23 protein-coding genes and 2 pseudogenes are annotated in these 25,301 nt (G+C 71.0%); 12 read left to right on the top strand and 13 right to left on the bottom strand.

Annotated features, from left to right (window positions below):
- The first annotated feature begins 18 nt into the window (after positions 1 to 18).
- Positions 19 to 741: a hypothetical protein gene (locus tag AB0M73_RS06320; RefSeq protein ID WP_363887577.1), complete on the top strand. Its 723-nt coding sequence runs from the start codon at positions 19 to 21 to the stop codon at positions 739 to 741.
- Here the strand turns inward: AB0M73_RS06320 and AB0M73_RS06315 are convergent.
- The gene (locus AB0M73_RS06315; protein ID WP_363888023.1) at positions 738 to 3,179 is read right to left on the bottom strand and encodes a helix-turn-helix transcriptional regulator; all 2,442 of its coding nucleotides are present in this window, start codon (positions 3,177 to 3,179) and stop codon (positions 738 to 740) included. The genes AB0M73_RS06320 and AB0M73_RS06315 overlap by 4 nt on opposite strands.
- Entirely contained in the window at positions 3,179 to 4,438 is a 1,260-nt protein-coding gene (locus AB0M73_RS06310; protein WP_363887574.1) for an Hsp70 family protein, read from the bottom strand. The genes AB0M73_RS06315 and AB0M73_RS06310 overlap by 1 nt, the downstream gene beginning before the upstream one ends.
- Before the next feature lie 261 nt (positions 4,439 to 4,699).
- On the opposite strand from AB0M73_RS06310, the gene AB0M73_RS06305 reads away from it, so the two are divergent.
- The 4 genes from AB0M73_RS06305 to AB0M73_RS06290 all read left to right on the top strand — a co-directional run bounded on the left by AB0M73_RS06305 (position 4,700) and on the right by AB0M73_RS06290 (position 9,913).
- The gene (locus AB0M73_RS06305; RefSeq protein ID WP_363887572.1) at positions 4,700 to 5,905 is read left to right on the top strand and encodes an IniB N-terminal domain-containing protein; all 1,206 of its coding nucleotides are present in this window, start codon (positions 4,700 to 4,702) and stop codon (positions 5,903 to 5,905) included.
- A gap of 114 nt (positions 5,906 to 6,019) precedes the next feature.
- Positions 6,020 to 7,771: a dynamin family protein gene (locus AB0M73_RS06300; RefSeq protein WP_043717425.1), complete on the top strand. Its 1,752-nt coding sequence runs from the start codon at positions 6,020 to 6,022 to the stop codon at positions 7,769 to 7,771.
- Entirely contained in the window at positions 7,768 to 8,922 is a 1,155-nt protein-coding gene (locus AB0M73_RS06295; protein WP_363887569.1) for a hypothetical protein, read from the top strand. The genes AB0M73_RS06300 and AB0M73_RS06295 overlap by 4 nt, the downstream gene beginning before the upstream one ends.
- Positions 8,923 to 9,004: 82 nt before the next feature.
- A complete protein-coding gene (locus AB0M73_RS06290) occupies positions 9,005 to 9,913 on the top strand; it encodes an aminoglycoside phosphotransferase family protein (protein WP_363887567.1) in 909 nt (302 codons plus the stop codon).
- A gap of 32 nt (positions 9,914 to 9,945) precedes the next feature.
- Here the strand turns inward: AB0M73_RS06290 and AB0M73_RS06285 are convergent, their stop codons facing one another.
- A complete protein-coding gene (locus tag AB0M73_RS06285; RefSeq protein WP_363887565.1) occupies positions 9,946 to 10,530 on the bottom strand; it encodes a TetR/AcrR family transcriptional regulator in 585 nt (194 codons plus the stop codon).
- Positions 10,531 to 10,625: 95 nt separating this feature from the next.
- Between AB0M73_RS06285 and AB0M73_RS06280 the strand changes: the two genes are divergently transcribed.
- Both AB0M73_RS06280 and AB0M73_RS06275 read left to right on the top strand, forming a co-directional pair.
- Entirely contained in the window at positions 10,626 to 11,792 is a 1,167-nt protein-coding gene (locus tag AB0M73_RS06280; RefSeq protein WP_363887562.1) for a cytochrome P450, read from the top strand.
- A gap of 78 nt (positions 11,793 to 11,870) precedes the next feature.
- Positions 11,871 to 12,623, top strand: a complete 753-nt coding sequence (locus AB0M73_RS06275) for a class III extradiol ring-cleavage dioxygenase (RefSeq protein ID WP_363887559.1) — start codon at positions 11,871 to 11,873, stop codon at positions 12,621 to 12,623.
- Between the two features lie 69 nt (positions 12,624 to 12,692).
- On the opposite strand, the gene AB0M73_RS06270 is transcribed toward AB0M73_RS06275, so the two are convergent.
- Both AB0M73_RS06270 and AB0M73_RS06265 read right to left on the bottom strand, forming a co-directional pair.
- Complete coding sequence (locus AB0M73_RS06270) at positions 12,693 to 15,212, bottom strand: glycoside hydrolase family 3 C-terminal domain-containing protein (RefSeq protein ID WP_363887557.1); 2,520 nt, start codon at positions 15,210 to 15,212, stop codon at positions 12,693 to 12,695.
- A gap of 34 nt (positions 15,213 to 15,246) precedes the next feature.
- Positions 15,247 to 15,936, bottom strand: a complete 690-nt coding sequence (locus AB0M73_RS06265; RefSeq protein WP_363887554.1) for a DUF742 domain-containing protein — start codon at positions 15,934 to 15,936, stop codon at positions 15,247 to 15,249.
- 122 nt (positions 15,937 to 16,058) lie between these two features.
- On the opposite strand from AB0M73_RS06265, the gene AB0M73_RS06260 reads away from it, so the two are divergent.
- Both AB0M73_RS06260 and AB0M73_RS06255 read left to right on the top strand, forming a co-directional pair.
- Positions 16,059 to 17,696, top strand: coding sequence for a PHP domain-containing protein (locus AB0M73_RS06260; protein WP_363887551.1), 1,638 nt, complete (start codon positions 16,059 to 16,061; stop codon positions 17,694 to 17,696).
- A complete protein-coding gene (locus AB0M73_RS06255; RefSeq protein WP_363887548.1) occupies positions 17,693 to 18,121 on the top strand; it encodes a hypothetical protein in 429 nt (142 codons plus the stop codon). Before AB0M73_RS06260 ends, AB0M73_RS06255 begins: the two co-directional genes overlap by 4 nt.
- Here the strand turns inward: AB0M73_RS06255 and AB0M73_RS06250 are convergent.
- A complete protein-coding gene (locus tag AB0M73_RS06250) occupies positions 18,031 to 19,260 on the bottom strand; it encodes an MFS transporter (RefSeq protein WP_363887546.1) in 1,230 nt (409 codons plus the stop codon). The genes AB0M73_RS06255 and AB0M73_RS06250 overlap by 91 nt on opposite strands.
- 140 nt (positions 19,261 to 19,400) lie before the next feature.
- Here AB0M73_RS06250 and AB0M73_RS06245 point away from each other — a divergent pair, with 140 nt between their 5' ends.
- From AB0M73_RS06245 to AB0M73_RS06235, 3 genes are all read left to right on the top strand, one after another.
- Positions 19,401 to 19,832, top strand: a complete 432-nt coding sequence (locus tag AB0M73_RS06245) for a MarR family transcriptional regulator (RefSeq protein WP_084579330.1) — start codon at positions 19,401 to 19,403, stop codon at positions 19,830 to 19,832.
- Positions 19,833 to 19,900: 68 nt separating this feature from the next.
- Positions 19,901 to 20,254, top strand: coding sequence for a BlaI/MecI/CopY family transcriptional regulator (locus tag AB0M73_RS06240; RefSeq protein WP_363887543.1), 354 nt, complete (start codon positions 19,901 to 19,903; stop codon positions 20,252 to 20,254).
- Positions 20,247 to 21,032, top strand: coding sequence for a M48 family metalloprotease (locus AB0M73_RS06235; protein WP_363887540.1), 786 nt, complete (start codon positions 20,247 to 20,249; stop codon positions 21,030 to 21,032). Before AB0M73_RS06240 ends, AB0M73_RS06235 begins: the two co-directional genes overlap by 8 nt.
- A 4-nt stretch (positions 21,033 to 21,036) precedes the next feature.
- Here the strand turns inward: AB0M73_RS06235 and AB0M73_RS06230 are convergent.
- From AB0M73_RS06230 to AB0M73_RS06200, 7 genes and pseudogenes are all read right to left on the bottom strand, one after another.
- Positions 21,037 to 21,171 (bottom strand): annotated as a pseudogene (locus tag AB0M73_RS06230) (undecaprenyl diphosphate synthase family protein); the annotation flags it as partial.
- A 236-nt stretch (positions 21,172 to 21,407) separates the two neighbouring features.
- Positions 21,408 to 21,692 (bottom strand): annotated as a pseudogene (locus tag AB0M73_RS06225) (undecaprenyl diphosphate synthase family protein); the annotation flags it as partial.
- A gap of 151 nt (positions 21,693 to 21,843) precedes the next feature.
- Complete coding sequence (locus AB0M73_RS06220; protein WP_363887538.1) at positions 21,844 to 22,083, bottom strand: helix-turn-helix transcriptional regulator; 240 nt, start codon at positions 22,081 to 22,083, stop codon at positions 21,844 to 21,846.
- Positions 22,084 to 22,090: 7 nt separating this feature from the next.
- The gene (locus tag AB0M73_RS06215) at positions 22,091 to 22,918 is read right to left on the bottom strand and encodes an ABC transporter permease (protein ID WP_363887535.1); all 828 of its coding nucleotides are present in this window, start codon (positions 22,916 to 22,918) and stop codon (positions 22,091 to 22,093) included.
- Positions 22,915 to 23,814, bottom strand: a complete 900-nt coding sequence (locus AB0M73_RS06210; RefSeq protein ID WP_363887531.1) for an ABC transporter ATP-binding protein — start codon at positions 23,812 to 23,814, stop codon at positions 22,915 to 22,917. Before AB0M73_RS06210 ends, AB0M73_RS06215 begins: the two co-directional genes overlap by 4 nt.
- Positions 23,815 to 23,888: 74 nt before the next feature.
- Positions 23,889 to 24,659 (bottom strand): siderophore-interacting protein, encoded by a 771-nt coding sequence (locus tag AB0M73_RS06205; RefSeq protein WP_363887529.1) that lies wholly within the window; start codon positions 24,657 to 24,659, stop codon positions 23,889 to 23,891.
- Between the two features lie 9 nt (positions 24,660 to 24,668).
- A complete protein-coding gene (locus AB0M73_RS06200) occupies positions 24,669 to 25,283 on the bottom strand; it encodes an ESX secretion-associated protein EspG (protein WP_363887527.1) in 615 nt (204 codons plus the stop codon).
- Between the last annotated feature and the right edge of the window lie 18 nt (positions 25,284 to 25,301).

The following is a 25,301-nucleotide window of genomic DNA, read 5'->3' as shown; positions in this document are numbered from 1 at the left end:
CAGGGCAGAGTGGGCGGTATGGCCTTGCCGATCATCGGACTCGCGAAGGCGGTCACTGTGGCCGCCATCGACACCACGATCGCCCTGGTGTCGCTGCCGGCCCGGGTGATCGGGCTGGTCGGCGCGGCCGAGTCGATGGTGGAGCGCATCACCGAGGTGGTCGAGCGGGCCGAGCGCCTGGTCGTGGAGGTCGAGGCCATCGCCGCCTCGGCCGGCGTGGTGGTGGTCGACGCCGCCAAGATCAGCAGCCAGGCCTCGGGTGTGGTGGCCGTGGCCGACCAGGTCAGCCGCAAGGCCTCCGGCGTCGTGGCGGTGGCCGAGCACGTCAGCGGCCGGGCCAACGAGGTCGTCGGCGGCGCGGCCCGGGTCAGCGAGGAGGCGGCCGCCGTGGTCGCGCTGGCCGAGAGCACCGCCGCCATCGCCAACGAGCTCATCCGCGTCTACGAGCCCATCGCCCTGCGCGCCGCCCCGCTGGCCGGACGCTTCGTCACGGAGCTGTCCGACGAGGAGGTCGACGCGGCGATCCGGCTGGTCGACGAGCTGCCGAAGCTGACCGAGCACCTGATCGCCAACATCCTGCCCATCCTGGGCACGCTCGACCGGGTCGGCCCGGACGTCACGGAGCTGCTCAAGGTGACCAGGGACGTGCGGCAGGCGATCGTCGGCATCCCCGGCTTCCGGTTCTTCCGCCGCCGGGGCGCCGAACAGATCGAGGCGAAACAGGAGCAGGAAGAGAGCTAGACCCGGTTGCCCAGCAGGCCTCTGAGCTGGTTGAGCAGGTCGCTGCGGGTGTCGCTGCCGAGGCGCTGGCGCATCCGGGCCACGTGGTACTCCACGGTCTTGGCCGAGATGAACAGCTTCTCCCCGATCTGCTTGTACGTCAGGCCGCTGACCACCAGCTCAGCGACCTCGCGCTCCCGGTCGGACAGAGTCGTGGCGTTGTCGGCGGCCATTGGCGCTTCCTGCTGCGGCTCCTGCTGCCGGCCCTGGATGATCCGGGCGCAGTCGAGCAAAGCGACCATCGCCGCACGGTCGGTGGTGCGGATGGCGGCCTGGCCGGCCAGGCGAGCCCCGTCCCACACCAACCCGGCGGCGGCCAAAGCCCGGGCGGCGGACTCGGTCTCCACGGGATCGACGTCGCCGGCCAGCAACTTCACCCACACCCGCGCGGCATCGGCGACGGCCGCGCAGTAGGGGTGCGCAGCCGCCAAGCCGGCCAGGTCGGCGGCGTGACGGGCGGCGTCCTCGGGGTGCTCGTCGAGCACGGCGGCGTGCATCCGGCTCCATGACAGGGCCGTCGACCACAGCGGCGGATTGCCCAGCTGCTGCACCAACTCGGTGGCCTGGGCCAGGTGCGGGGCCAGCCGTGAGGAGTCGTGCAGCCGGCCGGCGGCGACGGCGAGCTCGCCCAGCGGCAGCAGGGCGAACAGGTCGGCGGGGTGCCGGACGATGGCCTCCCGCGCCCGATCCCATACGGTTCGAAGCGCGGAAAGGTCGCTGTCCCGGCGGGCGAGGCCGATCTCCAGGCCGGTGGCCAACAGCCAGTCCCGCGGCTCCATGGGCCCGCTGGAGGTCGCGGCCAGCAGATCGGACCGGGCGGCGTCGAAGCCGCCACGGAGCATGGCCGTCCAACCCCGCAGCAACAGGTGCCGCCGCGCGGCGATGGCGCCGCCCATGCCGGAGTCGATGGCCCGCCGCAGCACGGATTCGGCGACGGTGAACTCGCCACAGTGCAGGGCCACCAGCGCGGCCAGGGCGGCCGGGGTGTCGGGGAGCAGGACGTTGCGCCCCAACGGTTCGATCAGCACTGCGGCCCTGGTCAGGGTGGCAAGGGCCGTGGTCGCGGAACCGGCGACGGACTCCCGGACGCCCTGGGCCAGCTGCCGGGCGGCCCCGGCCAGCAGGGTCGGCGGGCCGCCGCTGCCGGGCCGGGACAACAGCTCGTCGGCCTCGGCCAGACGACCGGTGCCGATCAGGCCCAGGGCCGCGAAGGGAATGGCCGAGCCCTCGCCGGCCCAGCGGTACAACTCGGTGCTGCTGCTCAACAATCCGCGATGGGCCAACACGGCCGCGGCGACGCTGGCCCCGTGTGCGCGGTCGGCGGCGGCCTCGGCGGCGATGGCCTGGTCGGCCAGGCGCAGGCCGGAATCCAGGTCCCCGGACAACGCCGCCGCCTCGGCCCGCCGGGCGGCCAACGACAGGGCGGGCTCGCCGGCTTCGACGGCGGCGGCGAAAAGGCGCGCCGCCAACGCGGGCGACTCGGCCAAGGCCTCGTCGCCGGCCACCTTGAAGGCCGATGCGAACAGCGGGCCGCTCACCGGCGCCCCGAGCAGGGGCCTGACCAGCGGCAACAACGCGCCGCTGCGCGCCAGCTGGATCTCGATCAGCCGCTGGTGCAGCGAAAGCCGCCGCTCCCACGGGCTCAAAGCGATCAACGCCCGCTGCGCTATCGGCAGCAGAACGCCGTAGTCGTCGAGCAATCCGCTGGCCCGGGCGCCGTCCATGGCGTCGCCCAGCGCGTCCAGGTCCAGCCCGAGCAGCGACACGAGCAGGTCGGTGGCCGCCCCCAGGGCCGTCGCCAGCAGCACCCGCCGCACGTCGTCGTCGAGGTTGTCCACCTCGTACCGGAAACCCTCGACGGCCGACGGTGGCACCGAGCAGTCCGCGGTCTCGGACACGGCCTTGACCAGCCGGTCGACGAAGCGCGGCACCCCGCCGGTCTGCTTGCCGACCAGGTCCACCAGGTCCTCGGACGGCTTCGCACCCAGCAGCAGCCCGGCGCGCTCGCCGATCTGGGCCCGGCTCAGCGGCCCCAGCAGCACCGGCGGCCGCACCCGGGTCACGGCCTCGACCAGGTCGGTCAGCGCCGCCCGTCGAGGCCACGGCCGATAGGCGATGGCCAGCTGCGCGCTGCCCGAGGCGGCCAGCGCCCGCAGCGCCCGTAACCGCTCGTCGTCGAGCTGGTGGGCATCGTCGACCAGCACGGCGGCGTCCCGCGCGGGCAGCTCCTGCCGACCGTCGTACACGGGGACGCCGGCGTCGCGGTAGATCTTGGCCCAGCGCGTGAGCAGGGCCGTCTTGCCGTAGCCGCCGGGCGCCCGAACCCCGACCACCCTCGGCGCGGACGGATCGGCGGCGATCGACTCGTCCAGCTGCCGTAGATCGGACTCCAGGACCATCACAGGCCGCCCCCTATGGGCGTCGTGAAGTACTGGAGCACCAGGTACGCGCAGGCCAGGACCAGCAGCAGGGTGACGAGACCGATGACCAGGCCGCGCCGGCTGGCCTTCTTGCGCCGCCGGCGCGGGGCGGCCGTGAGCGCGGGCTTGGCCGGCACGAGCTCCGGTGGCTCGGTCTCCAGCGACGGTCTGGCCGGTGGCTCCTCCGTCGCGGGCCCTTCGTCGACGAAGTCGGGGTCCTCCATCGGGAACAGCACCACGGTCTCGTCGGTGATCCTGGCCATGACCACGGTCTCCGCGACCGGGTTGACCGGCTCGGGCAGCGACCGCGAGGCCATCAGCGCGGCGCCGGCGGCAACGGTCGCCTCGGGCGCGCCGTCGACCAGCACGGGACGGCGCAGGCGCTCCCCCAGCACCTGTCGGACCAGCGGGATCCGGGCCGAGCCGCCGACGAGCACCACCGCGCCCACGCGCTCCGGCGTGAGGCCGGCATTGGACAGCGCCCTCAGCAAGACGTCCACTCCCTGGTTCAACAACGGTCTGATCAGCTCCTCGAACTCCGCACGGGTGACTCGGACCTGGAGCGGGGCCACGACGGCCTCGGGAGCCACGGAGAGCGTGTGCTTGGCCTGCACACACTCCTGCCGCAGCTTCGTGAGGTCGTCCCAGGCCGCACCCGGGTCCGGTCTGCCCGCTGTCACGAGGGCGACCAGTTCGTCGTCGAAATCGGCGCCGGCCGGGTGCTCCGCGGTCTCCGAGCGGCCGATGATCTCGAACCCGCCCGGCGTCGGGCGAAGCAGGGTGGCGGTGACCGAGGTGCCACCGAGGTCGTATACGGCGATCGGCGCGGGCCCGTCGATGCGGTGCCGGCTGGCCGCGGCCACGGCGGCGGCCACGGGCTCGGGCACTAGGGCGGAGCCCCCTAGGCCCACTCGGGACAGGGCTTCCCGCAGCAGGTCGATGCGGTAGGGGCCCCAGGTCGAGGGGTGGGTGACGGTGACGCGCACGGGCCGGTCGCCGTGGTGGGCGGCCACCTGCTCGACGATCCGGTCGATGCCGGTGGCCATCAGCTCGTGCGCGTTGTGCTGGCGGTTGCCCAGCACGATGGGCACGTCGTCGCCGATCCGCCCGACGAACGGGCCGGGATCGGCCGAGACCGGCGACACCGGGTGCGGGGCACCCCGGTGTGGTCCGTCGAGCCGGGTGATCGCGGCGGCGGCGCGGCTGGCGCCGACATCGATCCCTAGCGTGTACGGCAAGTGTTCCTCCGCGAGGCGCAGCGGCCGGGGTCTCAGGTGGTGGGGGCAAAGGTAACCCATTCGTGATCTGGTGCCGTAACGAAGGGGGTTCCCTAGTGCCCCAGGCCGGGGCCGCGGCCGGATCCCTAGTGGTCGGGCCGGCAGGACTGGGAGTGATCCCGGATGGCGTACGGGCCGCCAGCCCCTAGCGTTCCTCAGCGTCACGGCCCACACCGTGATCATCCCCGTCAAGTCCCCCGATCTAGTCAGGAGCATCACCCCATGGCCCAGACGCTGCACGAGTTCACCCTTGGTCTGCTGAGCGACGGCCCGGCCCGCGAGCTGTTCGCCGCCGACCCCACGGGTGTCCTGCAGTCCGCTGGCCTCGGCGACATCACCGCCGCCGACGTGCACGAGATCCTGCCCCTCGTGCTCGACATGGCGCCGACCAACGTGGTCGAGGCCTTCGAGCAGACGCTGGGCGGCGCCGTCCCCGGTCTGCCCGGCGCCGACGCCATCGCCACCCTGCAGCACCTGACCACCGTCGTCCCCGTGGCCGTGCCGGCCCTCCCGCTCGACGGCCTCGGCCGCGAGCTCCCGGTCAACGCCCTGCCCGTGCCGGGTCTGGACAGCCTCCCGGGCCTCGACAGCCTGCCGGTCGGCCTGGACTCGCTGCCGGGTCTGGACAGCCTGCCCGTCGGCCTGAACAGCCTCCCCGGCCTGGACGGCGTCGCCCGTGAGCTCCCGGTCGACGGCCTGGCCGGCGTCCCGAGCCTGCCGAACCTGCCGCTGGACGGCGTGACCGGCCTCGTGCCGAGCATCCCGGGCCTGCCCGGCGTGCCGGACGTGAGCGACCCGACCGCGCTGGTCGGCGACCTGCGTGGCGCCGCGGCCAACCCGGCCCGCTCCCTGGACCAGGTCCAGCAGCTGGCCTCCCAGGTGCCGGTCGTGGCCTCGCACGGCATGCCCGCCGTGCCGTCGGTGGAGAACCTGGTCGGCACCGTCACCCACGTCGCCTCCGACGTCGACGTGACCAAGACGCTCGACACCACCTCGCACACCGTCGCCGGTGTCGCGGGCAACGTGCCGATCGCCGGCAAGATCGTCGCCGACACCTCGGGCCACGTGACGTCCGCGGTGCACGGTGTCGACGTCGACGGCGTGACCAAGACCGTCACCTCGCTGTCGCACATCACCGACGTCACCCAGATCGCGAACGACCCGATCCACTCGCTGACCAGCATCGCCAACGACCCGATCCACGCCGCGGCCAACATCGCCGACGTGTCGCACACCCTGGACACCGTCACCTCGGTGCACGGCGACCAGGCCCTGCAGCACGTCACCGGCGCGGTCGACGCCACGGTCAAGGACCTGAACATCGGCGACGCCAACCACATCGGCGGCATCGGCAACATCGACCTGGGCGGCGTGCACGTCGACAACGTGACGCACAACCTCGACGCCACGCACCTGACCGGCTTCTGATCCTTTCCCCCTTCTCCAGAACCGGTTGACCGCTTCCAGGCCGGGCCCGCTCCCTCAGCGTGGGCCCGGCCTGGTGTGCGTCACCCGATCGAAGGGGACACAATCTCTCGGGTGATGACCATGACGGCCCTCGATGTGATCGACGAGGCGCTCCGGCAGCCGGCCATCGGCCGCCGGCGCGACCTGACCAGCAGGCTCAGCCGCCTGCGGGGCAGACTCGCCGACCCGGCGATCCGGGTCGTCGTGGTCGGCGGTCTCAAGCAGGGCAAGAGCCAGCTGGTCAACGCCCTGTTGGGCACCTCGGTCTGCCCGGTGCACGACGACGTGGCCAGCGCGGCGCCCGCGGTCATCCGGCACGCCGACCAGTCCTGGGCGGCCGTGGTGCGGCCCGGGCAGCAGCGGCTGGAGCCGGTGGAGATCGAGCGGGTGGCCGAGGAGATCAGCGGCGGCCAGGTGGTCCGGGCCGAGGTCGGGGTGCCCCGGGCCGTGCTGTCCGGCGGGCTGGTCATCGTGGACACGCCGGGTGTGGACGGCTTACGGTCCGAGCACACCAGCCGCACCCTGGCCGAGCTGGCCGAGGCCGACGCGGTGCTGGCCGTGACGGACTCGCTGACCGAGCTGTCGCCGGCCGAGCTCCAGTTCCTCCGTTTCGCCACCACGATCTGCCCGAACGTGTTGGGCGTGCTGACAAAAACAGACATGAGCCCGCGGTGGCGTTCGCACCTTGAGCGCAACCGGATGCTCATCGCCGAGGCCGGGCTGGCGATCCCGCTGGTGGCGGTGTCCTCCGTGCTGCGTGAGCGCGCACTCAGGACGAGCGACCAGAATGTCAACGCCGAATCCGGTTTTCCCGCCCTGGTGGGATATCTGGAGAACACCGTCAAGGCGCAGGCCGGCCTGCTGGCCCGGCGGTCGGCGTCCGAGGCGATCCTCGCGGTGACCGAGCAGGTGTCGCTCGGGCTGCGGGCGGAGCTGTCCACTCAGGACCCGTCGTCGCTGGCCGGGCTGGAGGACGCGCAGCGGGCGGCCGAGCTGCTGCGCCGGCAGTCGTCGCGGTGGCAGAACATGCTCATGGACGGCATGGCCGACCTGATGTCCGATGTGGACCATGATCTTCGCGAGCGGACCCGGATCATCCTGCGGCACACCGACCAGGCCTTCGACAAGGCGGATCCGGCCAAGACGTGGGACCAGTTCTGCGACTGGCTGGCCGACAAGCTGACCGATGCCGTGCTGCGCAACTACGACTGGACGGTGGAGCGCACGCACTGGCTGTCCCAGCGCATCGCCGAGCAGTTCGACGAGGAGAGCCGCGGCACGCTGCCCGATCTGGGGCTGCGCGATCCGGCCCGGGTGCTGGAGCGGATGGGCGGCCTGCTCACGCCCGACCTGGCCCCGCCCGGCATCGCCAACAAGGTGATCACCGGCCTGCGCGGCTCGTACAGCGGCATGCTGATGTTCGGCCTGCTGACCAGCCTGATGGGCATGCCGCTGGTCAACTTCGTGTCCGTCGGCGCCGGCGCGGTGATGGGCGCCAAGACGTTGAAGGAAGAGCGCGACGCCCAGCTCAAACGCCGCCAGGCGGTGGCGAAGACGGCCGTGCAGCGCCATGTCGACGAGCTGGTGTTCCAGGTCGGCAAGCACAGCCGGGACGCGCTGCGGCAGGTGCAGCGGCGGCTGCGGGAGCACTTCACCGAGCAGGCCGAGCAGCTCCAGGACGCGCTGAGCGATTCCATCCGGCGGGCCCGCGACCTGGCCAACGCCGACCTCGTGGCCCGCAACCAGCGCAACCAGAGCATCGCCGAGGAGATCAACACGTTGGTGGCGCTCCGGCAGCGCGCCCAGGCCCTGGCCATCACGTCATGATCACCCAGGAACTGCTCACCGAGGACACCCGGGCCATGCTGGAGTGGGCGCTGCGGCTCTACCGCGGCAGCGCCAAGGCGACGAACTTCCTGACGCAGCAACGACAGCTGTTCGACGAGCCGCTGCGGGTCGGCGTCACCGGCCGACCCAAGGCCGGCAAGTCGACGCTGCTGGACGCGTTGGACGAGGACGACTTCATCGAGGGCCACACGTCCGATGTGGACGCCGTGCTGCACCTGACCGGTCCCGTCCGGGCCGAGGACCGCTCGGCCCTGCAAGGAAATCCCATTCCCGTCAACACGATCGTCGTGCTGGCGCGGGCCGACGAGCTCGGCGGCGGCCGGGTCGACGCCATGTCCTCGGCCAAGATGATCGCGCGTCGGCTGCGGGCCGAGCCCGAGCTGGGTCAGCTGTGCCAGGATGTCGTTGCCGTGGCCGGCCTTCTGGCCGTCGCCGGACGGACGCTGACCGACGCCGAGTTCGACGCGCTGGTCGCCCTGGCGGCGCTGCCCCGTGAGGAGTTGGACGAGCTTCTCCTGTCCACCGACCGGTTCATGAACCCGGCGCTGGACGATGTGGTGCTGCGTCAGGGTTTGCTGGAGCGCCTCGGCCTGTTCGGCATCCGCCTGTGCACGACCCTGGTCCGCCGCGGCTACGGCGATCCCAGCCGACTGGCCGCGGAACTGGTGCAGCGCAGCGGTTTGAACGACCTGCGGCTGTCCATCCGCCGACACTTCACCGAGCGGGCTCCGGTGCTCAAGGCGCGGTCGGCCCTGGTCGCCGTCGAGACCGTGCTGCGGGCCGAACCGCGTCCCGAGGCCCGGGGCCTGCACGCCGAGGTCGAGCGGATCCAGGTCACCACCCAGGACTTCCGTGAGCTGCGGCTGTTGGCCGCGTTGCAGACCGGTCGCATCGAACTGCCCAGCGAGATCGCCACCGAGGCGGAGCAGCTGTTGGGCCTGTCCGGCACCAGCCCGGCCAACCGCCTGGGCAGCGATGACGGCGCGGACCTGCTGCACATCGCCATGGCCGTGCTCGACCGCTGGCAGGCCTACGCCTCCAACCCGGTCTGGCGCCGCGCACAGACCACCGCCGCCAAGACCGTGGTCCACACCTGCGAAGCCATCATCGACACCCTGACCCGCCCCTGAACCCCCGCGAGTCCCGCCCAGGGTCACACCGAAATACGGTTTTCGGCACATCCGACGGGTCCGCCGAGGGCATGCTGGGCCCATGAGCAGCACACCTGACCTTGGTCCCCTGCCCCGGCGCGTGACCGTCGACGTCGACCAGGTGCGCCGGCTCGTCGCCGACCAGTTCCCGCACTGGGCCGGCCTTCCGGTGCGGCCCGTGGCCAAGAGCGGTTGGGACAACTTCACCTTCCACCTCGGCGCGGACATGGTGGCGCGCCTGCCGAGCGCCTCGGAGTACGCGCTGGCGGTCGGCAAGGAACGCCGCTGGCTGCCGGCGCTCGCTCCCCGGCTGCCGCTCCCCATCCCCGTCCCGCTGGCAAAGGGAGAGCCCGGCGCGGACTATCCGTTCGAGTGGTCGGTCTACCGCTGGCTGCCCGGCCGACCCGCGAGCGCGGACCGGATTTCCGATCCCGTCGGCTTCGCCCTCGACCTGGCCGGGTTCCTGGCCGCCCTGCGGAGCATCGATGCCGCCGACGGTCCCCAGCCGGGAAAACACAACTGGTTCCGGGGCGCCACCCTTCGCACCTACGACGCGCAGGCCCGGCGGGCGCTGGCCACAGTGGACGGACACATCGACGTCGAGCTGGCCCGCGAAATCTGGCAGGCGGCGCTGGACACCCCCTGGGACGGGGTGGACGTCTGGTTCCACGGTGACATCGCGCCGGGAAACCTCCTGCTCGACAACGGAAAGCTGGCCGCGGTCATCGACTTCGGGACCTGCGGCGTCGGCGATCCGTCCTGCGACCTGGCCATCACCTGGACGCTGCTGACCGCCGACGGCCGGCGGGCGTTCCGCGAACACCTGGCCATCGACGACCCGACCTGGGCCCGCGGACGCGGCTGGGCCCTGTGGAAGACGCTGGTCACCTGCGCGCGAACCGTTGGCCGGCAAGACGAAGAGGCCGTGAACGCCCGTCGCGTGCTGGGCGCGATCTGCTCGGGAACGTAATTCGGTGTGACGCTGGGCGGGACTCGCGGGGGTCAGCCGCAGTGGAGGCGGTACAGGGGGAGCGTGATGTCGTCGACGATGGCGGTGATGGTGGCGTCGTCGATCATCACGCCGTAGAGCAGGGTTTCGCTACGCAGCAGGTCGAAGGGGACGCGCAGAACACGGTCGCTGCACTGGTCGGTGCGTAGCTCGCCGCGGGCCACGGCGCGGGCCAGCAGGGGCCGGATCAGCTCGACGACCTCGCCGGTGCGCAGCCGGCCGCGGAGTTCCTCGAACACCTCGGGCTCACGGAAGGTCTCGGTGATGAGGCCGGGCATGGTGTCGCCGGGAACGCGGCCGAAACGCCTGATGCCCCGGCCGACCAGCTCGATCAGGTCGCCCCGCAGGGTGCCGGTGTCGATGTCGGCCTCCTCCAGCGGCAGGCTGTGCGCGAGGGCGGCGATCACCAGCTTGGCCTTGGTCGGCCAGCGCCGGTAGATCACCGGCTTGCTGGTGCCGGCCCGGGCGGCCACGTTCTCCATGGTCATCCTGGGGTAGCCGACGTCGAGCAGCTCGGCCCACGCGGCGGTGAGCAGCGCGTCCTCCAGCTCCTCGCCGCGTCGTCTGAGGCCGGCCATGGGACTCCCGATTAGATCCGTTGCGTTTCTTCGCATCGCAGTCTAGCCTCGAAGTGAAGATACGATCCGTTTCTTACAATGGTGGGGGAACACTCATGACCGACACCATCCCGGACCTCAGCCTGACCAGGACCTGCCCGTTCGATCCGCCGGACGGGGCGGCCGAGCTGCGCGAACGCGGCCCGGTGGCCCGGGTGCGGCTGTTCGACGGCAGCACGCCGTGGCTGGTCACCGGGCACGCCGAGGCCCGCGCGCTGCTGGCCGACCCGCGCGTGTCGTCCGACCGCGGCCGGCCCAACTTCCCGACGCCGATCCCGATCCCGCCGCAGTCCCGGCCGACCGGCCTCACGGCCACACTGGTCTCCAACGACCCGCCGGTGCACACCCGGCTGCGCCGGATGCTGATCTCGTCGTTCACGGTGCGAAAGATCACCGCGCTCAAGCCGAAGATCGAGCGGATCGTCACCGAACGGCTGGACGCGATGATCGCCGCCGGCCCGCCGGCCGACCTGATGGCGGCGTTCGCGCTGCCCGTGCCGTCCATGGTGATCTGCGAGCTGCTGGGCGTGCCCTACGAGGACCACACGTTCTTCGAGGAGCAGTCCCGGCGCCGCCTCGACGCCGACGGCACGGCCATCCACAACCTGTTCACGTACCTGCACGAGCTGGTGCAGAAGAAGATCGACGATCCCGGCGACGGGCTGCTCGACGACCTCATCGCCGAGCAGCTGGCCGAGGGCAAGCTGGACCACGTGGAACTGGCCACGATGGGCATGGTCATGCTGATCGCCGGCCACGACACCACGGCCAACATGATCTCCCTGGGCACGATGCTGCTGCTCAGCAACCCCGAGCAGCTGGCCAAGATCCGTGACGACGAGACGGCGATGCCGGCAGCGGTCGAGGAGTTGTTGCGCTACCTGACGATCGCCGGCGCGCTGGGCCGCGTGGCCACCGAGGACATCGAGCTCGGCGGCGTGACGATCAAGGCCGGCGAGGGTGTGCTGGTGGCCAGCGCCGTCGCCGACCGCGAGCACTCCGACGAGCTGGACGTGGCCAACCCGATGCGCCAGCACCTGGCCTTCGGTTTCGGCATCCACCAATGCCTCGGCCAGAACCTGGCCCGGGCCGAGCTGGAGATCGCCTTCACCCACCTGTTCCGCCGCCTCCCGGCGCTGCGGCTGACGGTCCCGGTCGAGGACGTGCCGCGGCGGGCCAACGCCGTGCTGTCCGGCGTGACCGAGGTGCCCGTCGCCTGGTAGATCGACTACGGGTACTTGAAATTTGAACGACCTCTCGCCTAGCATGTTGAATATTCAACTAGGTGGGAGGTCGTTCCCATGCGTTTGCCGACCCTGTACCTCAGCCACGGCGCGCCGCCGCTGGCCGACGACAAGCTGTGGACCGGCCAGCTGGCCGCGTGGTCGAAGGACCTGCCCAAGCCCAAGGCGATCCTGATGGTCTCGGCGCACTGGGAGGAGGCGCCGCTGACCGTCTCCGCCACCACCACCGTGCCGCTGGTCTACGACTTCTGGGGCTTCCCGCAGCACTACTACGAGGTCCAGTACGCCGCCCCGGGCGCCCCGCAGCTGGCCGACCGGGTGCGTCAGCTGCTCGGTCAGCAGGTGCACGACGCCCCCGAGCGCGGCCTCGACCACGGCGCCTACGTGCCGCTGGTGGAGATGTACCCCGAAGCCGACGTGCCGGTGTTGCAGATGTCCATGCCCACGCTGGACCCCGAGAAGCTGATGGAGGTCGGCCGCAAGCTGGCGCCGCTGCGTGACGAGGGCGTGCTGATCATCGGCAGCGGCTTCTTCACCCACAACCTCAGCGCGATGCGATCCGTCGACACGCCGGCCTGGTCCTCGGAGTTCGACGAGTGGGGCCACCAGGCCCTCGACGCCGGTGATGTGGACTCGTTGCTGGACTTCGAGCACAAGTCTCCGGCCGGACGGCTGGCCCATCCGCGCACGGAGCACTTCGCGCCGCTGTTCGTCACGTTGGGGGCAGCGCAGGACGAGCTGGGCACGCAGCGCACGGTGATCGACGGCTTCTGGCACGGCCTGGCCAAGCGGTCGATCCAGGTGGGCTGAGGCGATCTGAGCAGCCCCCGACTCGATCGAACCAGATCACCATGTGCCGGCGACCTCGGGTTTCGGCCCTCAGGCGAAGCCGATCCGGGTGATCCACGGGCCCTGCTCGGGGAACACCACGAACAGATCGCTGATCTCGTCCAGCGGCATCAGCGAACCGGTGGCCACCGCGTACCGGCGCCTGTCGGTCGTCGGCGGCACGAGCACGGTCCCGAGCAGCCGGCCGTCCGGCGCGCCGCAGCGCAGTTCGACCGGCACGGGGTCGTCGCCGGCGTTGGAGGCCGTGAGGCTCCACGACCGGCAGCCGCTCGGGTCGTAGCCCAGCAGCCCGAGCCAGGCGCCGTCTTTTGCCGCTGTCACAACGGGTCCGGCCTCGCTGGAGATGTCGACCAGCGCCAGGCCCATCGACTCGTCGTAGGAATGCGCCGTGCGCGCGGTGCCGGCCAGGATCCGGGGCGGCAGGGTTTTGCCGTGCACGTCGAGAACGGCGCTGGCGGCGGCCTTGGCCGAGGAACTGCCGACAAAAACCTCGTGCAGCGCGGTCTCCACCACCCACTTGTCCCGGGTGACGTCCCAGAAACACAGGTCGGCGGCCCGTAGTCGGAAGGTGACGGCGCGGCTGCCGCGGGCCGGGATCAGCACCTTCCTGAAGTCCCGCAACACCTTCCGCGGCTGCCGCACCTGGGAGTTGAGCTGGCGGGTGTAGAGCTGCACGACCTCGTGGCAGTCCCGGAAGCCGTTGTTGCGGACCCGAACCGTCACCGTGACGGATTCATGCGAGTTGATCACCCGCGAGCTCAGGTCCATGTCCTCGTAGGTGAAGCTCGTGTACGTCAGCCCGTGGCCGAAGGGGTACAGCGGCTCCGTCTCCTGGTACATGTACGTGCCGCTGCCCTGGATCAGGTCGTAGTCCAGGGTCGGCGGCAGGTCGTCGTCGGTACGGTGCCAGGTCTGCGGCAGCCGCCCGGACGGGGCGTGGTCGCCGAAGAGAATGTCGGCCGTTGCCTCGTCGGCCGGGTGCGCGCTCCACAGGATCGCCGGCAGGTAGGTGTCCTCCCAGCGCAGCGCGTACGGATAGGCGCTGCGCACGACCAGCACGACGTTCGGGTTCGCGGCCCGCACCGCCCGCACCAGCTGGTGCTGCTGCGGCGGAAGTTCCAACGTGTCACGGTTTCCGTCGTCCAGGGCGGGGTTGCTGCCGATGGCCAGCACGACGACGTCGGCCTCGCGGGCCAGCGCCACGGCGTCGGCGATGCCGTGCGACACCCGCTGCCACTCCAGCGGCTCGCCGTCCGCGGTCACGGTCCCGTCGGAGTCGGTGAAGGCCTCGATCGTCCGGGTCTGCGAGGTCAGCGTGAACCGGCCGTGCCGCCACTCGGTGAGCTCGAACTCACCGTCCACTCCGGACACTGTGACCCGGTCGGAGCCGCTCACGTACTGCGCGGTGACGCGGCGGCTCAGCTCGTCGGCCAGTCCCTCGCCGTGCGGGCCGATGACCGCCAGCCGCATACCGGGACCGACCAGCAGCGGCAGCAGGCCGTCGTTGCGCAGCAACACGATCGACTCGCGGGCCGCCCGCCGCACCAGGTCCTGATGGCCCTTGCGGTCCACGTGCGCCGGGCCGGCGCTGATGGCCAGCAACTGCAGGCGCATCATCAGCATCCGCCGTGCCGCCGCGGTGATCATCGCCTCGGTGACCTCGCCCCGCTGGCACGCGTCGAAGATCGCCTCCACGGTCCGCCCGCCGCCCATGAACCCGTCCGCGCCGAGCCGCAGCGCCAGGGCCTGGCCGCCGGAGCTGAGCGGGCGGTCCGGCAGCTTCTCGCTCCAGATCGTCGTCTCGCCGTCGCCCCACCCGCGCAGCACGAGTTGCAACAGCTGGGCCGTCAGGGCCGGGTAGTCCTCCATCATCAGCTGGGACAGCACGATGCCGGCCGCGCCGCCGGTCTCGACCACGGCCCGGAACACCGGCATCTCGTACTCGTTGAAAACCCGCAGGTTGAAACCCGGCGATATGGCGCACCGGTCCAGCTGGTCCACATGGCGCACCACCGGAACGGTCTTGGGGTGCGCCTTCTCCGGTCCGCGCAGGCCGAGCGCGTAGACCACGCCGAGCTTGGAGCACAGCAGCGGGTCCTCGCCGAAACCCCGTTCGTTACGCGCGTGCCGGGGGTCGTAGGACGGGTTGACCAGCGGGATCTCCCGCACTCCGCCGCCACCGGCCGCCCGCAGCTCGTCGGCCATGGCCGCCCCGACCCGGGCCACCAGGTCGGGGTCCCAGCTGCTGCCCAGGCCCAGCGGCAGCGGGAAGGTCGACTCGATGCCCTCGGTGGCCGGCCGCATCGTGAAGTCCGCGGCCGGCAGGCCCAGCCGGGGCAGGGCCGGCTGGGTCTGCTGAGTGAGTTCGATCTTCTCCGCTAAGCTGAGGGTGGCGACGAGGTCATCGGCGACCCGTCGCGGGGTGGGCTCCTGCTGCTGGCCGGTGTCGGCGAGTCGGAACGTGGCCGCCCCCTTTCCTCGCCCTCGGCATCCGCCTGGATGGCAGGCCGATCGGGACTCCGTTCGGCGGAGTAGGCGAGAACTTTTCACGCCTTCCTGACGACCGTCAAGCGTTACCGACGGGTCACAGTCTGCGAAGTCCGGCCAGCACGCGGACGAGAAGGGCCTCGTCGGGGCGGCTGTCTCCGGTATGCACCGTTAACACGCCGAGCTCGATGAGGTCGTCGATCAGGACACGGGCGACCCCCAGCGGTGCCGGCAGGGCGGCCGCGACTTCGGCCACCGAGCGGGTGCGCTCGCAGATCTCCACGATGCGACGCTGTTCCATGTCCAGTACTACGTCGGCGCGCTCGACCGAGATCAGTGTTTCCAGCCGAAGTTCGCGACTGGCCTCGGTCCGGCCGCCGGTTCGCGCGTAAGGGCGCACCAACGAGCTGGGCTCTTCGTCGTCGTCGAGGTCGTCCTCCGGCAGGCTTCCGAAGAACTCCTCCGCGTAGGTCGGCGGCGGTGGCGGCGCCGGTTTCGTCGGGGCCGGCAGAGCCTGGGTCAGCGCGACCTCGTCTTCCTCGTCGTCGTCACGCTGCCAGCGGTAGCGGGCCCTCGACGAGCCGAAGCGGGCGCCCGTGCGCCCGACCTCCGGCGCCGCCTCCAGCTCGTGCCGGCCGTGCTCGGGCTCGGCGACGGCGGGCTCCTCGGGAGCGGGCTCCCCCAGTTTCGGCTGCTCCACGTCCAGTTCGACGTCCGCCCACCGCTCGCGGTTGCGCGACGATCCGAAGCGAGCTCCGGTCCGACCGACCTCCACCACGTCGGCCACCCTAGGACCGTCACCGGTTCCGCACATGTCGGGGATGTTTCGAGTCTGTTCGTTCCAGGTGAACCGCCCCGAGTTCAGGCTGTCGACACGCGGCGGCCATCTCGGGCTCTTAGCGTCCGCCCGTGCACCACCATCACCATCACCACGGGGACACCACGCCCGACTACGCCGACCTGTCGGTTCCGGAGCGCGAGCTCCGCCCGGTGGACGTGAGCCGTCGACGGTTCCTGCGCAACGCCGGCCTGCTCGGGGCGACGGTCGCCGGCGCGGGGGCGCTCGGCGCCGGCACCGCGGCGGCCAGCCCGGTATGGGACAGCCCCGGCCGCTACCAGTGGCTGGCCGGCGACCATCACATCCACACCCAGTACTCCAACGACGCCATGTACACCGTGGAGCAGCAGGTGGCCGGCGGCGTGCGCAACGGCCTGGACTGGATGGTGATCACCGACCACGGCTACCTCGCGCACGAGAAGTTCGCGGTCCAGCAGACCTACGCCGACGTGCTGAAATCCCGCCAGAAGCACCGTGGGCTGCTGCTGTGGCAGGGCCTGGAGTGGAACACGCCGGCGGCCGAGCACGCGACGGTGTTCTTCGACTGCTCGCGTGACGAAGCGGAGATGCTCCAGACGTTCGAGCGGCTCTTCGACGGCAACGTCAACGGCACCAACCCGAGCTCGCCGGCCAACGAGCTGATCGCCGTGCAGGGTCTGCGCTGGCTGGACCAGCAGGTACGTCTTGGCAAGATCAACTCGGCGTTGTTCCTGGCCAACCACCCTTCGCGCAACGGCCGCCTGTCCCCACACGAGCTGCGCAACTGGCGCGATGTCGCCCCGCACATCGCCGTCGGCATGGAAGGCTCCCCCGGCGCGCAGGCCGACAGCACGCCCGCTGCGCTGGGCGGCAACGGCGCGGCCCGCGGCGGCTACTCCAACAGCCCCGGCGTGGACTCCTGGCCCGGCTATCCACTGGAGCTGTACCGCACGCACGGCGGGTTCGACTGGATGACGGCCAAGCTCGGCGGCCTGTGGGACTCCATGCTGGCCGAGGGCACTGGCTGGTGGATCACGTCGAATTCCGACTCCCATCGCAACTTCGGCGACACCCTGACCAGCCCGTCGCCCGACGCCGACTACAACGCCACCGGCAAGCACCTCGACCCGGTGGACAGCGGAACCAAGCACAGCTGGGCCGACTTCTGGCCCGGGCAGTACTCGCGGACGGTGGTCGGCGCGACGGACCGCAGCTACCGGGCGGTCATGGACGGCATCCGCAACGGCCGGGTCTGGGTCGCGATGGGCGGGCTACTGGCCGGCCTTGAGGTGACGGTGTTCTCCGACGAGGGCGGCCGGCCGGTGACCCTGGGCGGCCGGACCACGGTCCGGCGTGGCGGCAACGTGACCGTGCTGGTCGTGGCCCGGCTGGCGACGCGGCCCAACGCCGGCGGAAGCGTGCCCAAGTTGGCCCGCATGGACCTGATCCAGGGCATGGTCACCGGTCCGGCGGCCGACCGGGACGCCTTCGCGACGCCCAGCACGCGGGTGGTGCAGTCGTTCGAGACGCGGCGGGGATTCGTGCCGGTCGCCGTCTTCCAGCACACCTTCCGCAATGTGCGCGACCCGTTCTACGTGCGGCTTCGCGGCACCGACGGCAACGTCCACGCCGACGGCTCGATCGAGCCGCGGATGGATCCGGCCGGCGGCGTCGATCCGTGGAGCGACCTGTGGACGTACTCGAACCCGATCTTCGTGGACGTGCGGTGACGCTGTACACGGCCGACGGCGGCCACCGTGATCGGCACGAGGCCGAGCATTTCGCGCTGGGGCTGGCCCCCTCGGCTTCGTTGCTGTGCACGCACGTGGTGCGGGAGCCGTCGCCGCACCACGCCGTGTCCTTCGAGCTGGACGGCCCGGCGGACTTCGCGGTGGCTTCGTGTGAAGGCGGGCGAGCGTTCCGATTTCCCGGGCAGGACGCCTTGCGAGGCTCGCTACCAGTGCGGGATCTCGTGGCGCTGAGCGCTGTCGACCGTGTCGTCGGCGTCGGCTGCACCGTCACCGACGACACGGTCGTGGACACGCGGGACTACGTCCGCCCGGTCTATGCCGACGGACTGCTCACGCTGCACGTCACCCCGGCCGCCGCGGGTTCCGTTGTGCCGCTGGAGGTCGAGGGCGCCCACGTCTGCTGACGCCGTTCCAGCAGGCCCGAGGCGACGGCGACGGCCAAGCCGGCGAAGGCCAGCGCCGCGCCGATCCAGCTCGGGGACGTGTAGCCCAGGCCGGCGCCGATGGCCAGGCCGCCCAGCCAGGCCCCGAACGCGTTGCCGAGGTTGAAGGCGGCGATGTTGGCCGTCGACGCCAACGCCGGCGCGCCGTCGGCCTGCTGCATGACGCGCGTCTGGAAGCCGGGGACCGTGGCGAAGCCGATGGCGCCGAACAGGAACAGGGTGATCGCGGCCGGGATCCGGGCGTGCGCGGTGAACACGAACACCAGCAGGATCGCGGCCAGGGCGGCGAGGGTGACGTACAGGCTGGGCATCAGCTTCTTGTCGGCCAATGTGCCGCCGACCAGGTTGCCGACGACCAGGCCGACGCCGAACAGCACCAGCAGCCAGGTCACCGCGCCGTTCGAGAAGCCCGCGACCTGGGTCATCATCGGCGCGATGTACGTGAAGGCGGCGAACACGGCGCCGAAGCCCAGCGCGGTCATCGCCAGCGCCAGCAGCACCTGCGGGCGTTTCAGCACGGCCAGCTCGCCGCGCAGGCCGGGGCCCGGTTCGAGCGGCTGCTTCGGCACCAGGAAGGCGACGCCGAGCAGGCCGACCACGCCCAGCGCCGTGACCGCCCAGAACGTGGAACGCCAGCCGAAGGCCTGGCCCAGGGCGGTGCCGCCGGGCACGCCGAGCACGTTAGCCACGGTCAGGCCGGTGAACATCAGGGCGATGGCGCTGGCCTGCTTGGCCGCCGGGACCAGGCCGGCCGCGACCACCGACCCGACGCCGAAGAACGCGCCGTGGGCCAGCGCCGCGACCACGCGGCCGGTCAGCAGCAGGGCGTAGCTGTGGGCCAGCGCGGAGATCAGGTTGCCGGCGATGAACAGCACCATCAGGCCGACCAGCAGGTTCTTGCGGGGCAGCCGGTTGCCGGCCACCGTCAGCAGCGGTCCGCCGACGACCACACCCAGGGCGTAGCCGGAGATCAACAGGCCCGCCGTCGGGATCGTGACGTGAAGGTCGCCCGCGACCTCCGGCAACAGGCCCATGATGACGAACTCGGTGGTGCCGATGCCGAATGCGCTGACCGCCAGTGCGAGCAGGGCGAGGGGCATGACTGATGATCCTTCCCCTGGGTCCTTCCCCAGTAGACTCTCAGGTAGCAAGCTTCCGCAATAGTTGCAGACGCTTGTTAATGTTGCACGCAAGGATGCCCCGGGCGAGTCGATGTGGGCAAGCCGAGGAGGAGTGAGCCGTGACACTGGCCGACGAGGACGTTCGGCGCGCGCAGGGCTGGTGCACGCTGGCGGCCCTGCACAACCGCATCGAGGACCGGCTGGAGCGGGCCCTGCAGGCCTCCCACGACCTGTCCGTCCGGGAGTACAGCGTGCTGCTGACGCTGTCCACGCAGGTCGAGCACCACCTGCGCATGAACCAGCTGGCCGACGCCGTCGTGCTCAGCCAGTCCGCCACCACCCGGCTGGTCAACCGGCTCGAGGACCGCGGGCTGCTGCGCCGCTACCTGTGCCCGACCGACCGCCGCGGCATCTACACCGAGGTCACCGAGGCCGGATTCGCCCTGCTGGAGGCCGCCCGGCCCGTCAACGACGCCGAACTGGAGAAGGCGCTCGGCGAGGCCGCCCTCAACCCCGAGTTCGCGCCCCTGGTCCGGGCCTTGTCGGCCTGACCGTCGAATCGATGCCCGGTTGACGGAACTCCTAGGTGTCAGAGCGTGACCGGTCGTAGATTGTCCCGATGCGACGCAGGTCCGGCGAACTCGAGTCCGAGGTGCTGGCGGCGCTGTGGGCGGCCGACGGCGCGATGACGCCCGCCCAGGTGCAGGCGGAGCTCGGGGGCTCGCTCGCGTACACCACCGTGGTCACCATCCTGTCCCGGCTGCACGACAAGGGCGTGGCTGCACGGGAGAGGCAAGGTAGGGCGTACGCCTATTCCCCAGTGCAGGACGAACCGGGCCGGGCCGCCGGTCGGATGCGTAAGCTCCTCGACGCCGAGCCGGACCGGCGCCTGGTGCTGACCCGGTTCGTGACGGACCTGAGCGAGGAGGACGAAGTGCTGCTGCGACAGCTGCTCGCGGACTCGGATGGATGACGGCGCGCTGGTGCCGCTGTTGGCACCGATGTTGGCCTGGGCACTGATTCCCTGCCGCTCGTGGCAGCCCCGGTCGACCAGCTGGCTGATCGCGGCGATCAGCGTGTTGTTGGCACTGGCCAGCACCGTGACCCTCGCCGTGACCGCCGTGTCCTCCATGCTCAGCGGATCCGTTGCACTAGGCGCCGTACTGGCCGTCGCGTTCTGTGCCGCCGTCACCTCCGTGGGCGCCGCCGCTTGGCATCGTCGCCAGGCATGGCGGATTCCCGTTGACGGGCTAGCCCTTCTGCCCGACGACGAGCCCGTGGCCTACGCGCTGCCCGGTGGCGTCGTCGTGTCCAGGGGCATGGTCCGTGCCCTGTGCGCCGACCAGCGCCGGGCCCTGCTCGCCCACGAGCGGGCGCACGTTTCCTTGCGCCACCACCGTTTCGTGCTGCTCGTCGACCTCGCCAGCGCCGCCGCTCCCCTGCTGTGGCCCTTGCGCGACACCGTTCGGTACACAGTGGAGCGTTGGGCCGACGAGGTCGCCGCCACCGCCACCGGTGACCGCGTGCTCACCGCCCGTGCCGTCGCCACCGCCGCCCTCGCCGCCCGCCACGCCCGCCTCTCCGTCGCCACCCTCGGCATCTCCGCCGGCCCCGTCCCCCAGCGCGTCGCCGCGTTGTTGACGCCCGTCCGCCCTCGCTACCGCTACCTGGCCCTGCTCACCGTCGCCCTCGTCGCCTACGTCTTCAGCGAAGCCACCGAAGCCGTCCTGGACATGTGGCAGCTGTTCTAAGGGTTCATGCCCCGTGACGCCGTCGTCGCTGGGCGTAACTCCGCAGTGCCCGCAGGAAGTCCACCTCCCGGAAGGCCGGCCAGTAGGCCTCGCAGAAGTACAGCTCCGCGTAGGCGCTCTGCCACAGCAGGAAGTTCGACTGTGCTTGTGCCGCGCGTTCCGCGCGGGGCGAGGCCGCTCGTGACCGGTGCCTTCCCTTGCCAGATTTCGACCGCCGCATCGGCTCGGGTGGCGGCGATCGTCAGGTGGCGGCGATCGAAATCTGCCAACCGGTCCAGGCACCGGCGCGGCCTCGCGACTGGCTTGGAACCCCAATGATTGCGTTCCCCACCCCGCACCAGACCCCCATCGCCCGCATGAGGCATGCGCCGTGCTGTCCGGCAACACATCCAGGCTCCCCGCGATGTGCACCCGCCAGTGGTCGTTGCGCTTCGCCAACCGCTCCGCCACGACATCCTCGATCACGCCCATCAGGTACGCCACCTCCGCGTCATCCCGACGCTGGAGGTTCTCCGTCGAGCACACGAACACCGTCACGTGCTCGATTCCCGTTGCCTGGCACCAGGACAGCACGTCGTCGACGTGCTCCGCCCCGTACCGATGCCCCAGGCTCAGCGAGGCCATCCCCCTCTGCCTGGCCCAGCGCCGATTTCCGTCCATGATCAGCCCCACGTGCCTCGGCAGCGGGCCTTGCACGACGCGTTTGCGCAGGCGTCGGGTGTACACGGCATAGAGCGGTCCGGTGAGCCAGTCAGCCATACCCCCACCGAACCAGCCGTTTGTGGAGATCCCGCGCAGGTCCTGTGAGGATTTACGCCGGGCGGTCCTCGCTGCCGATACGGGGGAACGGCGTGGTCGAGAAGACGACCTCCACCGGCACCTCGAAGTGCTCGGCGATGCGCAGGGCCAGGAACAGGCTGGCGCTGTACTCGCCGCGTTCGAGGTAGCCGACGGTCTGGTAGTGCACGCCCAGCGCCTCGGCCAGCTGCCGGCGGCTGATGCCGCGCTCGGCCCGCAGCATGGCGATGCGGTTGTGCACCGTCTCGGTCATCCGTGCCTCACCCAATTCGCTGCTTTGCCTTTCCGATCCGGGCGCCCTTGCCGCGCCGCGTCATCCGCCGCAGCACGATCGGGGCCAGGACCAGCCCCAGCAGCGCCCACGCGCCCAGCACTGCGAAGGTTTCCCCGCCACGCCACGACTGCCCGATCTCCGTGACCAGCGCCGAGTCGGGCAGCAGCGTGGAGCGCACACCCAGCCCGAGCCAATACATGGGGAACACCTGCGCGATCCACTGCACCCACCCGGGCAGCACGGTGATCGGATACAGGATGCCGGAAACGGCCAGCAGCGCCAGCAGCGGCACGGACACGACGGCGGACACCCGTGGGTTGGGGAACAGCGATCCGAGCACGGCGCCGAGCAGCAGGGTTGCGAGCAGTCCCAACAAGATCACGGCCACGAGCTTGAGCCAGCTGCCGAGACCGGGCAGGGCGACGCCGTCGAACAGCAGTAGGGCGTACACCAGCAGGACTGCCACACTGGCCACGGCGAAGCCGGCCGCCATCAGGACCTTGCCGATCAGATAGGCCGGCACGCCGTTGGGCAGCGCCCGGGCCCGCACGAGCGTGCCGTCCTCCCGTTCGGCGGCCAGCGTCTGGGTCATGCTGGACAGCCCGCTGAAGCACAGGCTGGAACCGATAAGGCCGGTGAGAATGAGCGTGCCGTAGGAGAATCCGGCCCCGGCCACCGGCACAAAGCGAAGGAAAGCCAGCACGGCCATGAAAAACACCGTCGGCAGGAAGTAGCCGAGCACTTCGGACGGCACGGTGAACACCTGCCGCAGCTCGATTCGTCCGCGCGCCACGCCCAGCTTGATCGCGTTCACCGGGTCGCCCCCTCGAACTCGCGCACGCCCGCCTCAGCGGCGCCGGACTCGACGGCCCGGACCAGCGCCATGTAGGTGTCCTCCAGGCTGGCCCTGCGGACCTCGACATCGACGATCTCGTCGCCGTACTGGCCAAAAAGCTCCCGCACGAACGGGGCGGTCTCGGCGGTCGAGTGCACGAAACGCTCGCCGCCTCGGGTCCACCGCACCTCGCTGGCGGCGTCCACGCGGCGCGACAGGGCGTCAGCCGAGCCGTCGGCGATCACCTTGCCGCCGGCCAGGATCAGGATCCGGTCGGCCAACTTCTCGGCCTCGTCGAGGTCGTGCGTGGTCAGCAGGATCGTGGTGTCCTCGAAGTCGGACAGCTGGTGGACGAAATCGTGGAAGTCACGCCGCGCCTCGGGATCGAAGCCGGCCGTGGGCTCGTCCAGGAACAGCAGGTCGGGCCGGCCGACGATGCCGACGGCCACATCCAGCCGGCGGCGCTGCCCGCCGGACAGCCGGCTGACCCGCTTGCCGGCGTGCTCGGTGAGGCCGACCCGCGCCATCAGCTCGTCGACGGGCCATGGCTGGCGATACGGCTCGTAATACGTGGCGAGGTGCGCCAACAGTTCCCGCACCCGCCAGCGGCCGTGGTCGCGCCAGGACTGGAGCACGATGCCCAGCCCGGCGCGCCACGCCTCATCACCGCGTGCCGGGTCCACACCCAGCACGCCGACCTCGCCGGCCGAGCGTTTCCTGAATCCCTCCAGGATCTCGATCGTCGTGGTCTTGCCCGCCCCATTCGGTCCGAGCAGGGCGAGCACCTCCCCCCGGTGGGCCTGGAACGTGACCCCGGTCAGCACATCGGTCGACCCGTAGCGCATCCGCAGGTCACGAACGTCGAGCACGTTCATGAACCCTCCCCTGTCCAACACGTGGAACGAAATGTAGCAGACCTACTACATCGCATGGAAGGGGTACGACAGGTTCAGAGCTCCTCGTGCGTAGCGTCGACCTTCCAGTAGCCGCTGAAGGCGATCATGCTCTTGGGCACGCCACGGTCGCCGACCAGATGCCGGCGCAGGTCACGCACGGTCGAGGCCTCGCCGGCCAGCCAGGCGAAGACCGGGCCGTTCAGGAACTCGGCCTCGCGCACGGCATCCAGCAGTCCACTGTGGACCCACCGCACCTCGACGTCGCCGGGGCAGGCCAGCGACTGGATCTCGTGCCCGTCGGGAACGTCGATGTACGCCAACGCTTTCGCCCCGGGCGGCAGCGCGGCCAGCGAGGCGGCGATGGCCGGCAGCGCGCTCTGGTCGCCGGCGAACAGCGTCCAGTCGTACGGACCGGGCTGCGCCAGTTGACTCTCCGACGGGCCCAGCAGCCCGACCACGTCGCCGGGCTCAGCCGTGGCGGCCCAGCGCGTGGCCGGGCCGTCGACATCGTGCAGGAGGAAGTCGATGTCGATCTCGGCCGCCTCAGCCCGGTGGGCCCGCACCGAGTAGGCGCGCATCCACGGCCGGCGCTCGTCCGGCATCGCCAGATAGGACCGGTACCAGCGCATCACGTCGCCGTCGGACGGCGGCTGCGGCACCCACGGCCGCGGCTCGCCGTTGCGCCCGAAGAACAGCTTGACCTGCTGATCGGGTGCCACGGAGGTGAAGTCGGCCAGCTCGGGGCCGCCGAAGGTGAGCCGCCGCGTGCGCGGCGAGACCTGGCGCACGCCCGTGACCGTGACCAGCTTGTACTGCTTCAGCATTAGCTTAGGCTAGCCTAAGCTAATAGCCGAGCGCAGTCGCCGTTCCACGGTTTCCGGATCACCCGGCGAGTACTCGATGCGGGGCCGGCCGTCGATGCCGCGCGTGGTGATCGCGAGGTAGCGTCCCTCCTCCGCATCCACCCAGCCGATGGACCGGCCGTCGACGAGGAACGAGCCGCCACCCAGTCTCGGCGACGCCGACGGCGCGCGACCGGATGCGCCGGCCATGGGCGGCAGTTGCGCCACAAGCCGGGGCACGACCAGGTCCCGCGGCACGGCGTCGAACCGGATGCCCTCGCCACGCCGGATCGCCACGAGGCCACGGTCCACACCGAACACGCCCAGGGCCGTCAGCTGCTCGTCGCCGTTCATGCCCAGCAGGCCGATCGTGGGCGTCCCCGTGCCGAACAAGGTCACCGTGTCCTGTAGCTCGGGCGTGAACCTGTTGTCCCGCAACAGACCCCGCCCGGCAAGGCTCGCGCCGACCTGCGCGTGCAGTCCCGCCCGGTTGATTCCGTTGCCGTAGTGCGGAAACGTGAACGGGAAGCGACGGAGCGTGAGCCCCAACGCCTCCCCCGCGGCGTCGAGCTCGACGAAGGTGCACTCCAGTGCCACGGCCGCCATCGTCACACAGGACCGGCC

It is taken from the genome of Kutzneria sp. NPDC051319 (genome assembly GCF_040682195.1).
GTDB lineage: Bacteria > Actinomycetota > Actinomycetes > Mycobacteriales > Pseudonocardiaceae > Kutzneria.
This window is presented reverse-complemented; position numbering and strand designations above follow the sequence as displayed.